General features: G+C 69.1%; 11 protein-coding genes. 4 read left to right on the top strand and 7 right to left on the bottom strand.

Translation table 11 applies throughout. The annotated features are described in order from the left end of the window. Window positions 1–82 precede the first annotated feature (82 nt). The 5 genes from E7T09_RS06345 to E7T09_RS21845 all read right to left on the bottom strand — a co-directional run bounded on the left by E7T09_RS06345 (window position 83) and on the right by E7T09_RS21845 (window position 6,468). A complete protein-coding gene (locus tag E7T09_RS06345) occupies window positions 83–1,573 on the bottom strand; it encodes a phospholipase D-like domain-containing protein (RefSeq protein ID WP_136388515.1) in 1,491 nt (496 codons plus the stop codon). An 85-nt stretch (window positions 1,574–1,658) separates the two neighbouring features. After that, window positions 1,659–3,332: a glycerol-3-phosphate acyltransferase gene (locus E7T09_RS06340; protein ID WP_136388232.1), complete on the bottom strand. Its 1,674-nt coding sequence runs from the start codon at window positions 3,330–3,332 to the stop codon at window positions 1,659–1,661. Between the two features lie 82 nt (window positions 3,333–3,414). Then, the gene (locus E7T09_RS06335; RefSeq protein ID WP_136388231.1) at window positions 3,415–4,122 is read right to left on the bottom strand and encodes a DUF4388 domain-containing protein; all 708 of its coding nucleotides are present in this window, start codon (window positions 4,120–4,122) and stop codon (window positions 3,415–3,417) included. 9 nt (window positions 4,123–4,131) lie between these two features. Next, entirely contained in the window at window positions 4,132–5,616 is a 1,485-nt protein-coding gene (locus tag E7T09_RS06330; protein WP_168734718.1) for an NAD(P)H-hydrate dehydratase, read from the bottom strand. 3 nt (window positions 5,617–5,619) lie between these two features. Further along, complete coding sequence (locus tag E7T09_RS21845; RefSeq protein WP_168734717.1) at window positions 5,620–6,468, bottom strand: tetratricopeptide repeat protein; 849 nt, start codon at window positions 6,466–6,468, stop codon at window positions 5,620–5,622. Window positions 6,469–6,534: 66 nt separating this feature from the next. Between E7T09_RS21845 and rsmA the strand changes: the two genes are divergently transcribed. From rsmA to cpdB, 4 genes are all read left to right on the top strand, one after another. Beyond that, on the top strand, window positions 6,535–7,404 hold the full coding sequence (gene rsmA, locus E7T09_RS06320) for a 16S rRNA (adenine(1518)-N(6)/adenine(1519)-N(6))-dimethyltransferase RsmA (RefSeq protein WP_136388230.1): 870 nt from the start codon (window positions 6,535–6,537) through the stop codon (window positions 7,402–7,404). Window positions 7,405–7,480: 76 nt separating this feature from the next. Next, window positions 7,481–8,452, top strand: coding sequence for a carbohydrate kinase family protein (locus E7T09_RS06315; protein WP_136388229.1), 972 nt, complete (start codon window positions 7,481–7,483; stop codon window positions 8,450–8,452). 107 nt (window positions 8,453–8,559) lie between these two features. Then, window positions 8,560–9,819 (top strand): alpha-hydroxy-acid oxidizing protein, encoded by a 1,260-nt coding sequence (locus E7T09_RS06310; RefSeq protein WP_136388228.1) that lies wholly within the window; start codon window positions 8,560–8,562, stop codon window positions 9,817–9,819. Window positions 9,820–9,870: 51 nt separating this feature from the next. Next, the gene (gene cpdB, locus E7T09_RS06305; protein WP_136388227.1) at window positions 9,871–11,778 is read left to right on the top strand and encodes a 2',3'-cyclic-nucleotide 2'-phosphodiesterase; all 1,908 of its coding nucleotides are present in this window, start codon (window positions 9,871–9,873) and stop codon (window positions 11,776–11,778) included. Window positions 11,779–11,840: 62 nt separating this feature from the next. Here the strand turns inward: cpdB and E7T09_RS06300 are convergent, their stop codons facing one another. Both E7T09_RS06300 and E7T09_RS06295 read right to left on the bottom strand, forming a co-directional pair. Continuing rightward, entirely contained in the window at window positions 11,841–12,461 is a 621-nt protein-coding gene (locus E7T09_RS06300) for a hypothetical protein (protein ID WP_136388226.1), read from the bottom strand. After that, on the bottom strand, window positions 12,458–13,156 hold the full coding sequence (locus E7T09_RS06295) for a redox-sensing transcriptional repressor Rex (RefSeq protein WP_136388225.1): 699 nt from the start codon (window positions 13,154–13,156) through the stop codon (window positions 12,458–12,460). The genes E7T09_RS06300 and E7T09_RS06295 overlap by 4 nt, the downstream gene beginning before the upstream one ends.

The raw sequence follows: 13,156 nt of genomic DNA, 5'->3' as shown, positions 1-13,156 counted from the left end.
ACCACACGAATAAAAACGGAACAGACGATCATGCCGACAGTCTACGGAACCCCAGGCCCGCAAACCGTGCCCCGCACGCCCCTCAGTTCACCAGATCCTGCACGACGTTCGGCAGCCAGCGCTCCTCAGGCACCGGGCGGCTGCCATGCGCCCAGACCTCATTGAAACTCGCCTCCTGCTCGGCCACCGCCGTGGGATCGTCGGTTGCCAGTGCCGCCTCTGCGAGCCCCAGGCTGCCCCACGACGCGAAGTGGAAGTTCATGCTGCCGGTGATCACCAGCTCGTGATCCACGGTGAGGGCCTTGGTGTGCATGTTGAACGTGGTGTAGCGCGCCTCGAAGCGGTCATCCATCCCCCGGCGGTGCAGTTCCCGGCGCAGCAGGGCCACGCCGCTGCGGTTCGGCGCGGCCCCGATGCCGTAGTCCACCAGCAGCAACCGCACGTGTACGCCGCGCCGCAGGGCCGAGAGCACCTCGGTCATGTATGTCGTCCAGTCGCGGGTGGGGCAGGTCGAGGGATTCAGGTAGGCGTACCAGCACGTCAGCGGAGGGCCGAAATCCGCCTGCATCAGGTCGACCTGCGTGCGCGCCGCGTCCAGCAGGGCCAGGTGGGCCAGATCGGCCTGATCCACACCGGTTCGGCGGTAGAGCATGAACGCGTGGGCCGAACCGGTCGTCACCGCCGCGCGCACGACGGCCGGATGGCTGGGCGGTGCGGCCGGCTGTAAGGCGCAGCGAACCGTCACCTCATCGGCGCCCACGCCGTCGGGGCAGACCAGTTCGCGGCTGTTGCGCCACAGGTCGTCGAAGACCGCCACGCCGCTCTGGGCGACCGGGCCCGACATATGCAGGCCCACGTCGTGCAGGTCACGGCCCCCCGGTTCGGAGGCGGGCAGGTGCCAGTCCGTGTAGTTGTACCCGGCCACCGTCAGATCCGTTCCGTCGATGACGTGCAACTTCACGTGGCTGTGCGGCAGGTAGCGGTAGTTCAGCAGCGTGACCGTCCACCCGATCGTGGGGTCATTGAGCGGCACGCCCAGACTGCGCAGGTCGTGGGCCACCGACATCACCTGCGTGGCCCCATCAGGCCGTAGAAAATCCGGCAGGCCGCCCAGCAGCAGCCGGATCGTCATGCCCTGTGGATACGCCTCCGGATGGGCAAGCACGCGGTCATGCAGGTCACGCACCGCCTGGGCGAACACCATGCCGGGATTCACGCCCCCCGGACGCCACTCCATGGTGGTCAGCAGCACCTCGCTGTGCGCCGCGCGGATCTGATCCGCCGTCACCTGAAACGCGTCCTCGGGCACCGTGGCGCTGCGGGGTGTCCGCACGAAGCCCTGGAAGGCGTTCCCGCAGGTCAGGTCAGGGCCGCCCTCCAGCCGCACGAGTTCCCACAGCCGCAGGGCCAGGTGATCCGTGGGGGCTGTGCAGGGGGTGGCGGGCGTCACCAGGGGCTGGGGCGGAAGCAGGCCTCCCAGGAGGAGCGGCAGTTCGGCCGCGCGGACCGGGGCGCAGACACTCAGGGCCAGCAGCGCCAGCAGGGACAGGCAACGGTTCGGGGCTGGCCACATCACCCTGGCAGCATAGGCACGCTCCATGAACGTCTGGCGCAGACCTGACCGTCTGCCTGCCGCACACCTAGACCGCGTCCGGGGATCAGTCCACGACCTCGAAGCCCAGCGTGTGCGCTTCCTCGACGAAGAAGTTGATGTTCTCCGTGAGCGTCTGCGGCCCCAGGCTCTTGCGCTGGTGCTCGCCCGTCGCCGCGATGATCAGCGTCTCCGCGAGGCAGGCGGGCACGGCCCCCACCCCGAATTGCAGATCGATGTTGCTGGTCATCCCGCCGGGCGGACGCACCACGCCGCCCGGAATAATCCGCACGCCGGGCACGCTCCGCACGCTCTCATCCACATCGACCGGGCGGCCCTCGTCGAAGATCCACGCGCCGGGCTGCACGTGCTGCGGGAAGATCACCGGATTCGGGTCGCTCGTCGCCGTGAAGATCAGCGATGCATCCTTGAGCTGATCGTAGGACGTGGTCGTGACGATCTCGGTGTCCTTCACGGCCCGGCGCAGGGTGGCGGCGCTGCGTTCCAGCCGCTCCATGTCGCGGCCCACCATGATCAGCCGCTTCACCTGCGGCGCAATCGTGCGGGCGATCCCGAAGGCCACCACGCCGTTGGCCCCGACCACCGCAGCGGTCGCCTCGCCGAGGTCGCGGCCCGTGGCGGCGAAGTGCTCCAGAATGCCGGGAATCGCGGCCTTGATGGTGCCCGACGTGTACGCCCCGCCGTTCGTGACCGTGATCTCCGGCACGGCAGCCTGCACGTCCAGTCCCTTGTTGCCCACCACGGACCAGAAGGCCCCCAGGCCGAAGACCTCCGCGCCGAGTTCGCGCGCCAGGCGGGCGCCCTCGATGGCGCGGCGCGTGGCCAGCTCCGGATCGTCCCGGAAGACGTCCGGCAGCAGCGGGCTGGAGAGCAGGTAACAGCGGATGCTCTTGCCGTCCACCGTGCGGATCCCGCGCAACTCTCCGACCTTCATGGGCCGCAGGGTCTTGGCGAGGTCGCGCACGCTCGCCTCGCTGATCAGGCCGCGCTCGACCAGGGGCTTCAGCCACGCGAAGCGCCGCGTCTGCCAGAAGTTCTCCACAGTCATCGGGTGGATCATGAAGGCCGTCACGACCTCGTCGGCACGCTTGCCCGCCAGCGGCACCTGATCGCCCAGCCGGGGCTCGGTGCCGTCCAGAATGCGGCCCAGGTTCTCCTTGAAACGCCACGTGGCGGCCAGCAGCAGCCCCAGCCCCGCGAGTTTCGCCGTGACCGGCGTGGGCAGCAGCGCCACCGCCACCGCGAAGGCCAGGAGGCCCGCCAGCGTGCCCATCGACACGAAGCCCCAATACCCGCTGACCCCGGCGTAGACCACGACCGGCAGCGCGGCGGCCCACAGCGGCACCGCTCCCGTGACCGCCAGCCCGGCGAGCACCCCCAGCAGCACGAGGTTTCCCCGGCCACGCGGCGGCATCGGGCCGTACAGGCGCGGCGGCGGATTCAGGTGCCCCAGGTACGCGGCCAGGGCGCCCAGCACCGCCACCTCGGGCAGGTGCAGGCTGGCGGCCATCAGCACCGCCAGAAAGCCCTTTGCGGCGTCCAGCAGTGCGGTCGTGATCGCCAGGCCGGGGCCGACCCGGCGCAGGACGTTCTCGACCCCGAGGTTGTAGGGATTGTTCGTCCTGCCATCGACGCCCACCCGCGCCAGCAGCGTGTGCCCGACGGGGGCGCTCCCCACGAGGAACGCGACGGCCAGGAGCAGCACGGACAGAAACAGCATGAGCGGCATTCTAGACCAGCCGCGCCGGGGTCCGGCTCCCTGAGCGTCACTGGTCAGGCAAAGGGCGTCCTGTCCACAGAGCTCAGGGTGCCGTGTGCGCGGCCAGATCCTGCTGCACTTCCCACACCAGATCGCGCCACACCCAGCCGCTCCCCGGAAACCGCAGGCCCATCCGCAGCTCGTTCAGTAGCCGGGCGCGGGCCTCGCGCAGCGGCATGCCCTCGGCGATCAGCTGCCCCAGCGGCTGCAGCGGTTCCGGCTGCGCACCCGTGCGGCGCGGCGCGGCCTGCAACTTCAGGCGGAACCACTCGAAGCGCTCGCGGGCCTCCAGCCGACCTTCGCGCAGCGCCCGCACCACGAACTGCGCCACCTGAAAGACCGGCACCTCGGCCTCCCGCGCCACCGCGCGCACGGATCGGCCGCCCTCCAGATCGAACAGGGGCTCGGCGCCACGGTAATAGCGGCTGGGACTGCTGATCACCGCGCACACCTCCTGCCACTCGTCCGTGGTGCGGGCCCAGTCGGACACGACATGGTTGAAGGCCCCCAGCGGGCGGCCGGTCACGGGTTTCTGCTGAAAGGCGAACGATCCGGTCTCTGCCAGCAGCGGGCTGGCGTACAGGGCCTCCAGGCCGATCCAGTCGACAATCCCGCCGGATACGATTTCACCGCCCACGAAAGCCACGGTGTAGGGCACGTCTGTCTGCACCTCCAGCACGCCGGTCTGCCGGGTCGTGTGGATCAGTTCCAGTGCGCCCAGCAGCGGAATATCACTCAGCAGACCCTGCATACTGCGACCCTACCATGCCCGCTCGGGCGGGCTGTGCCCAAGGTCGTCCCAGGCCCGTCCGAGTTCCAGCGCGACGTCCGACGCGATCAGGCCGTACCCGTGCGCGGCTCCGGCCCGCTCTCCGGCCCGCGCGTGCAGCCGGACCCCCGCGACCGCCGCATCCACCGCAGGGACGCCCTGCCCCAGCAACGCCGCAAGGATGCCGGACAGCGTGTCGCCCATCCCGGCGGTCGCCATGCCCGGATGCCCGCCGCGCGACACGCTCAGCCCACCCGCATACGCAACGACGCTCGGGCCGCCCTTGAGTACTACCACGCCGCCCAGACGGGACTGCAGGGCGCGTGCGGCCTCCAGCGGCTCCCGCGTGATCTCGGAGGACTCAACGTTCAGGAGCCGCGCCGCCTCGCCGGGATGGGGCGTCCAGATCACCTGCGCGTGTCCGTGTCCGGCCAGTTCCGGCTGCAGGGCGTCGGCATCCACCACCGTCGGGAGTTTCAGGCTCAGCAGGGAGCGCGCCACGGCAGTCGCCTCCGGGCCGAGGCCCATGCCGACGGCCAGCGCATTTGGGCTTGGGCCAGCCAGCCACTCGGCCATGGCCACGTCCCACGACGGATGCCGCCTGACCATCAGTTCCGCCGTGACCAGGGGCACGTCTGCCGTGGAGTGGACGGTGACCAGTCCAGCGCCTGCCCGCAAGGCCCCCACCCCCGCCAGGGCCGGCGCGCCCGTCGTGCCCGGATGACCGCCGACCACCCAGACCCGTCCCGCCGTGCCCTTGTGTGCGTCCGCGTGCCGGACGGGCAACAGGGCCCCCACCTCCGCATCGGTGGGCCGGGCCGCCAGCGCCTCCTGCTCGACCCAGCCGGGCATCACCGACAGCGGGGCGAGACGAACCGAACCGGCCTGCACGGCGGCCGGGCCGAACAGCAGGGCGGGTTTCACACCCATGAATGTCACGGTCGAGGTGGCGCGCAGGGCGCCTTCCGGCACCCGCGAGGAAAGCGCGTCCAAACCGCTGGGCAGGTCGATGGCCACGACCCGCCCGCCCTCCGCCTGCCAGCCGTTCACGCTGCTGATCAGGGCCAGCAGGGCAGGGCGCAGGGGCGGTGTAAATCCGGTGCCGAGCAGACCGTCAATAACCACTGCGGCGTCGGCGAGCGCCCGCCGCAGTGAGGGCGGCGTCAGGGGACTGACCGTACCGCCCAGCGCCCGCCAGCGCCGCCGGTTCAAGTGGGTCAGCGCGTGCTTCGATGGCAGGGCCAGAACCGTTGGGTCAAAGCCGCGCACCCGCAGATACCGAGCGGCCACGAAGGCATCGCCGCCGTTCGCGCCGCCGCCCGCCAGGAGCACCACGTCTCCAGCAGGCCAGACCGTACAGACGTGATCCGCCACGGCCCGGCCCGCGTCCTCCATGGCCAGATCCAGCAGGCCAGCGCGTTCCAGCCGCACGTCCACGCGCCGCGCGCCCACCGGGGCCAGCACCCACTCGGGCATGGGTCAGTGCCCCAGGCCGCGCAGGGCCAGCAGCACCAGCACCACAATCACCGCGATCACCACAATGCGGATCCAGCGCAGCAACGGACTCCCGGCGAACTGTTCGCGCATCTCGGCCTGCGTGTCGTCCTTCGAGCGGCGCATGCTCAGCCGCTGGCCACGGCGGATCGCGCTGACGGCCTCGCCCACGCGACCCTGGCGGCGCAAGGCCACGCCCAGGTTGTGGTGGGCGCCGTCGTACTCGGCATTCAATTTCAGGGCCTCGCGGTAACGGGCTTCGGCGGCCTTCGCATCACCGGCCTCCAGGCTCAGGTTCCCCAGGTTCGTGATCGCCCGGTAGTGACCGGGATCCGCCTGCAGGGCCTCCTCGAACCGTTCACGGGCACGGTGGGCATTCCCCAGCACCGTGGCCCGCACGCCCAGGCTGTTCAGCGCCTCCGCGCGCGTCAGGGGCACGGCCAGCGCTGGAGTCAGAATGCCTTCCAGGCCGTCCTCCTCGAGTGCGGCCGCCTCGGGTTTGAGATCCAGCACGGCCAGCGCCCCTTCGATGACGTCCGGATCGAGTTGGCGGCGCAATAGGGCGAACTCCGGGGTGCTGCCCTCGGTCAACGCCTCACGCAGTTCCTTCAGCGTGCGCCGGGCCACCGGGTAGCGCCGCGCCCGCACGGCCTCCAGGATCCCGACCACGGCACTCAGGGCGTCCTCCACGTGGGCGTCGGCGCGGGTCACGCGGGCGGTGGCCAGCGCCCGCCGCCACTCGCCCGCCCGGATCAGGTCAGCCAGGTCCGGCAGGGGAGGAGTCGTGGGGCTGGGCGCGTCCGTGCGCTGGCCCGCACCGGCAGGTTCCGTCATGGCGGAAGTATACTGACGCGCCCTGAGCCGGACGTCCCTGCGGCGTCCAGTTCGGCCGGAGTCCCCTTGTCCCAGTCCGAGCCCCCACCTGACGCCACCGCACCTGCCCGCACGCCCCCGCTGTACTCCCCGGCCCGCGTGCGCGAGCTGCTCGACCGCCATGGCCTGCGGCCCACCAAGAGCCTCGGTCAGAACTTCCTGATCGACGGGAATATCCTGCGGGCCATCGCCGAGGCGGGCGGGGCCGCGCCGGGCGTCCCGGTGCTGGAGATCGGCCCCGGCCTGGGCGTCCTGACGGGCGAGGCAGCCTCGCGCGGCGCGCGGGTCACCGCGCTGGAAAAAGATGAGCGGCTGCGGCCCGTGCTCGCCGAGACCCTCGCTGGTCTGGACGTGACCGTCATCTGGGGGGACGCGCTGGAGTTCGACTATTCCAGCCTCGAACCCGGCACGCGCGTCATCGCGAACCTGCCCTACTACATTACCGGCGTGCTGCTGTCACGGTTCATGAATGCGCCCGCCATCACGTCGGCCACTGTGCTCGTCCAGAAGGAAGTCGGGCAGCGCCTCACCGCGCGCCCCGGCGAGGACAACTACGGATTCCTGAGCGCCCTGGCCGCCCTGCACGGCACGGTGAAACATGTCCGTGACGTCCCGAAAGGCGCCTTCCTGCCCGCGCCGGATGTGACCAGCGCCGTCATGCGCCTGGACTTCGACCGCTCCCGGCCCCTCCCGCCCCGCGAACTGCTGACCTTCATCGAGGCGGCCCTGCACCACCGCCGCAAGACGCTGCGCAACAACCTGCGCCTGGCCGGACACGCGGGCGAGGCCATCGGCGCGGCCCTAACGCACGCCGGCCTGCGCCCCGACGTGCGTGCCGAGGACGTGCCCCTGGCTGCACTTGAGACCCTTGCGCGCGAACTGGGCGTGGTACGGTAACTTCAGGTCACCGACCAGTTTTCTCCACCCCCATCACCCAGCAGGGGCCAGCATGCCGGCCCCGGAGGTCTCTACCGTGAAGTTCTACGTTATCGGCGATGTCACCGTCGACCACCTGTACCACCTTGGCCGCCTGCCGCGCTCCGGCGAGGAAGTCACGCCGCTGCGCGCCAGCATGAAACCCGGTGGGGCCGGCGGCACCATCAGCGTCACCCTGGCCCGCCTGGGGCACACCGTCACGCTGGCCGCGCGGGTCGGCGTCGATCCCTTCGCCGAGTACGCCCTGAGCCACGTGCGGCGCAGCGGCGTCGGCGAGGGCGCCATTCAGCAGGACGACCAGCACCTCACCAGCACCATCACCGTCATGCAGACCGAGGACGGCGACCGCACCATGATCAGCGACGGGGCCGCCAACCGCCAGCTCGACCCGGCGAAACTGAAGAAGAAGGACATCGAGACCAGCGACGCCCTGATCGTGAACGCCTACGCCCTGATCGAGGGCCCTCAGCGCGAGTACGCCCTGCAGGCCATCGCTTACGCCCGCACCGCGAAGAAGCCGGTGCCGGTGTTCATCGACCTCGGCACCGGGGCCGTGAACAAGGCGCAGACGAGTCTGGTGGACGACGTGATCGGCGCCGACTACCTGACCCTCAACCAGCACGAACTGCAGGCCCTGACCGGCACGGGCAGCATCAGCGCCGCCCTGGCGAAACTCGGGCAGGCGGGCGCGCAGCGCGTCGTCGTGAAGGTCGGCAAGATGGGCTCGATCACCTGGACGCCCACCGACACCGAACTCGTGGACGCCGTGCCCCCTGAGAACGATGTGGTGGACAGCACCGGCGCCGGCGACACCTTCACGGCCACCTTCGCGCACGCCGTGCTCGGCGGCTTGAACATGGCCGAAGCCGCCCGCGCCGCGAACGCCGCCGGGGCGCTGGCCGCCACCAGCCTCGGTGCGCAGGAACGCTCCATCACCCAGGCGGATCTGGCCGACGTGCTGCCCAAGACCCGCAAAACCCGTGAGACTCCCACCCGCGATCCTTCCTGAAGCGCCGTCCCCAAGCGCCCGCGTCTGCCTCTGGCGGAGCGGGCGCTGTCCAGTTCACACGCGGCGACCTTCATCCCCCCTGCACATCACATTCGTATGCTTGACCCATGAACTCTGACCCCGTCGGACGTGGCCGCGCCCGGCAGACCCAGGTGTACGTGCGCGGCCTCGGCGGCGAGAAACCGGCGGTGCCTGTCGCGCCGGAGCGGCTCCAGGAGGCAGCGCGGATCCACCTGAAGGCCCCGGATTTCGCCTACCTGGCGGGCGGGGCCGGTGCGGAGCGCACCCTGCGCGCGAACCTGGCGGCCTTCGAACGGATTCAACTGCTGCCCCGGCACCTCCGCGGCCAGACCAGCCGGGAGCTGAGTATCCGGCTGCTGGGCCAGACCTACGCCACCCCGCTGCTGCTCGCGCCGCTGGGCGTGCTCGAATGCGCCCATCCGGAGGCCGATCTGGCCGTCGCCCGCGCCGCCGCCGCCGAGGGGATTCCCTTCATCTACTCCTCGCAGGCATCCGTGCCGATGGAAGACTGCGCGGCCGCCATGGGCGAGAGCCCACGCTGGTTTCAGCTGTACTGGAGCCGCGACGACGACCTGACCCGTTCCCTGCTCCGGCGGGCCGAGACGTGCGGCGCGCAGGCGATCGTCCTGACGCTCGACACGACCATGCTCGGCTGGCGGCCCCGCGACCTCGACCTGGGCAGCCTGCCGTTCATGCGGGGGCGGGGGCTCGCCCAGTACCTCAGCGATCCCGTATTCCGGGCGCACCTGAGCGAACCCGCCCTTGGCCCGGACGTCACGCCGCCACGCACGCCGGCCCTCCTGCGTGTCGGAGCGGAACTCGCTGCGAAAGGCCGCACCTACCACCTGAGTCTGGAGCAGATGCGCGCGGCCGTGGCCCGCTTTACCGCCACCTACACCCGGCTGGATCTCACCTGGGATGACCTGTCCCGCCTGCGCAGCTGGACGACTCTTCCCATCGTCCTCAAGGGCATCCTGCACCCGGACGATGCCCGCGAGGCCGCCGGGCGCGGCGTGGACGCCCTGATCGTCTCCAACCACGGCGGCCGGCAGATCGACGGAGCCATCGGCGCGCTCGATGCTCTGCCCGGCGTGCTCAGGGCGGCCGGTGACCTGCCGGTGCTGTTCGACAGCGGCGTCCGCACCGGCGCGGACATCGTCAAGGCACTCGCCCTGGGCGCCCGCGCCGTGCTTTTGGGTCGCCCCTACGCCTACGGTCTGGCCATCGCGGGCGAGGACGGGGTGCGCGAGGTCATCCAGAACATCATCGCGGATTTCGACCTGACCCTCGGCCTGCTCGGCGTGGGGCGTGCCTGCGACCTAGACCGCAGCGTCCTGGCCCTCTGAAGTGCCGATGGGGCAGACACCCCCCTGACGGGGGGGCGTATCCTGACGGGGATGAAATCCATCCTTCCACTGACCTTTGCGCTGTTGCTCAGCGCGGCCGGCGCCCAGACCGTGGATCTCCGGATTCTGGAGACCACGGATCTGCACACTGCCGCCCTCGGGTATGACTACTACCAGGACAAGGCCACCGGCGAGTACGGCCTGGAATACACCGCCACGCTGATCAAGCAGGCGCGCGACGAGAAGGTCAACACGCTGCTGTACGACAACGGCGATCTGATCCAGGGCAACCCCCTCGGCGACTACGTGGCCCGCGTGAACCCCCTGCCCGCCGGCACCATGCACCCCATGCATGCCGCCATGGCCACGCTGCACTACGACGGCGGGAACCTCGGCAACCACGAGTTCAACTACGGCCTGCCCTTCCTGCAGCAGGTCGTGGCCGCCGCGCCCATGCCCATCGTCAGCGCGAACACGTACACCGAGGACGGAGACGGCAACCCCGCCAACGACAAGAACGCCTTCACCCCCTATCTGATCCAGCGCAAACTGGTGCGCGACACCTACGGCCGCCCGTACTACATCAACGTGGGCATCATCGGCTTCCTGCCGCCGCAGATCGTGCAGTGGGACAAGACCAACCTGGACGGCAAACTCACCACCCGCGACATCGTCGAGACGGCCCGCAAGTTCGTGCCCGAGATGAAGGCCAAGGGCGCCGACGTCATCGTCGCCATCGCGCACACCGGCATCGCCGCCGACTACCAGCCCGGCCAGGAGAACGCCGCCACCGAACTCACCAAGGTCGACGGAATTGACGTGGTGCTCAGCGGCCACAGCCATCAGGTGTTCCCCGGCCCGGTCTACAAGAGCATCCCCGGCGCGGACATCACCAACGGCACCATCAACGGCAAGCCCACCGTCATGGCCGGGTTCTGGGGCAACGACCTCGGCATCGTGGACCTGACCCTCACCCGGAAGGGCAACCGCTGGGCCATCAGCAGCGGCAAGGCCAGCGTGCGCCCCATCTGGGACGCCGCCGCCAAGAAGAACCTCGTCACGCCCGACCCGCAGATCGCTGCCGCCGTCAAGGCCGCCCACGAGGGCACACTCGCCTACGTGCGCGGCAAGGTCGCAGACCTGACCACGCCGATCAACTCCTACTGGGCCCTGGTGCAGGACGACCCCAGCGTGCAGCTGGTCAGCAACGCCCAGACCGCGTACGTGAAGAACGCCCTGAGCACCACCGAGTACAAGGACCTGCCGGTGTTGAGCGCGGCCGCGCCCTTCAAGGCGGGCGGCCGCGCCGGCCCCAGCTACTACACGGACATCCCCGCTGGGACGCTGGCCATCAAGAACGTCGCCGACCTGTACGTGTACCCGAACACCGTCCAGGCCGTGGTCGTGACCGGCGCGCAGGTGCAGGAGTGGCTGGAACGCAGCGCCGGCCAGTTCAAACAGATTGACCCCGCCAAGACTGAACCCCAGGTGCTGGTGGACGATTCCTTCCCCACCTACAACTTCGACATCATCGACGGCGTCACCTACGAGATTGACGTGACCCAGCCCAGCCGGTACAACAGCAAAGGTGAGGTCGTCGCCCCGGACGCCCACCGCGTCAAGAATCTGATGTTTGGCGGCAAACCGATCGACCCCGCCGCGAAGTTCGTGGTCGCCACCAACAACTACCGTGCCTCTGGCGGCGGCAGCTTCCCCGGACTGGACGGCAAGAACATCGTCCTGGCCGCCCCCGACGAGACCCGCCAGGCCCTCATCGGCTACTTCAACCAGCAGAAGACCATCAACCCCACCGCCGACGGCAACTGGAAACTCACGCCCATCCCCGGCGTGACCCTGCTGTACGTCAGCAGCCCCACCGCCCAGAAGTACCGGCCAGCGAATGCCACGCTGATCAAGACCCGCGACGACGGGTTTGCGGAGTACACGATCAAGTTCTGACGTTCAGAACATGAGGGCCGGCACATCATCGTGCCGGCCCCTCGCCAAGAAATCAGCTCTGCTTAGTTGTCACCCTGCTTGCTACCGAAGCTCACGACACCGCTTACCGCAACCGTCACGGGTTGGCCATTACTGCTCGTGCCATAGAACTCAAGATCCGTGACCCGGCTGACGCTGGCGTTTGTCGCCACGACAAGGTCTCCCAGGCCACCTTCAAGCCCGATGGTGAGTTGACCGGGAACACCGTTGGCCGGAGTGGTCGGGGCGGCATCGGTGCCGTTATAGGGACACGAGCTCTGGGCCGTCCGTGAAGCACAGGCATATCCAGAGGTGAGGTACAGGTCAGCCTTATTCACCTGGCCGTCGGTGGTCGTGGTGGTCGTGCCGCTCGCCGTGGTCAGCACATCCTTCACCACTCGGTAGCCGGTCAGATACACGCCGTCCGAGCCTGGACGGGTCATGAACGTAAATGTCACACCGTTCCCCTTCGAAATGGCCCAGCTCGTCTTGGCAGGTGCCGTAGCTGTTGCCGGTGTAACAGTTTTAGTTGCCACTTCCGTGGATTTGGAGTCGTCAACGGACACCCCCACTGAAGCGCGGCTGTTACCAGAGATCTGACCCGGTGCGCTTCCGCAGGCGGCGATCAGCAAGGCGAGCATGGGAATGGCGAGCAACTTCTTCATTCGGTGTCCTCCGTCATGGGGGCGTCTTTCAGGTGTGGGTTGAGGATGTAGAAGGCGAGGCGCTTCATGCCGGCGAGGAAGTCGACGTTCTCGATTATCACAGCACGCCATTCGTCACTGATTTCTTGCGCGTTCACTCCACTTTCGGTGGGCGGCTGGATGACGACCGGAGCAAAGTTCAGGATGCCTCGCACGCCAGCGTCGACGAGGGCTTGTGCTGCGTCCTGGGCACGGTCTGGGGGAACGGCCAGGAAGCCCATGTCCACCTTGTTCTGGGTGATGAAGCCCTTGAGGTCGTCCATGTGCCGCACGGTGAGGTTCCGGATCTGCTGTCCGACGATGCTCGGGCTGACGTCGAAAAGGCCGGCGTACTGGAACTGGTAGTCGCTGGCCCCGGGGTAGTTGGCGATGGCCTGTCCGAGGCGGCCCATCCCCACGATGACGACGTTCCAGGTCTGGTTGAGGCCCAGCACCCGGACGAGTTCGCGTTTGAGGATGGGAACGGTGTAGCCCATGCCGCGCGTGCCGAAGCGCCCGAAGTACGCGAGATCCTTGCGAACCTGGAAGGCGCTCACGCCGGCGCGTTCGGCGAGGTCACTGCTGCTAGTTCGGCTGACGTCCTGCGTCTCGAGTTGTTCCAGGATGCGCAAATACGTGACCAGCCGACTGATCGCGGCAGTGGGAATCTCGGCCAC

It is taken from the genome of Deinococcus sp. KSM4-11 (assembly GCF_004801415.1).
In the GTDB taxonomy this organism is placed as follows: Bacteria; Deinococcota; Deinococci; order Deinococcales; family Deinococcaceae; genus Deinococcus.
This window is presented reverse-complemented; position numbering and strand designations above follow the sequence as displayed.

Coding starts and splice junctions, on each gene's coding strand:
- E7T09_RS06310 (WP_136388228.1), top strand. CDS start 8,560: ATGAACTCTGACCCCGTCGGACGTGGCCGCGCCCGGCAGACCCAGGTG.
- E7T09_RS06335 (WP_136388231.1), bottom strand. CDS start 4,122: ATGCAGGGTCTGCTGAGTGATATTCCGCTGCTGGGCGCACTGGAACTG.
- E7T09_RS06300 (WP_136388226.1), bottom strand. CDS start 12,461: ATGAAGAAGTTGCTCGCCATTCCCATGCTCGCCTTGCTGATCGCCGCC.
- E7T09_RS06340 (WP_136388232.1), bottom strand. CDS start 3,332: ATGCTGTTTCTGTCCGTGCTGCTCCTGGCCGTCGCGTTCCTCGTGGGG.
- E7T09_RS06330 (WP_168734718.1), bottom strand. CDS start 5,616: ATGCCCGAGTGGGTGCTGGCCCCGGTGGGCGCGCGGCGCGTGGACGTG.
- E7T09_RS06345 (WP_136388515.1), bottom strand. CDS start 1,573: ATGTGGCCAGCCCCGAACCGTTGCCTGTCCCTGCTGGCGCTGCTGGCC.
- E7T09_RS21845 (WP_168734717.1), bottom strand. CDS start 6,468: ATGACGGAACCTGCCGGTGCGGGCCAGCGCACGGACGCGCCCAGCCCC.
- cpdB (WP_136388227.1), top strand. CDS start 9,871: ATGAAATCCATCCTTCCACTGACCTTTGCGCTGTTGCTCAGCGCGGCC.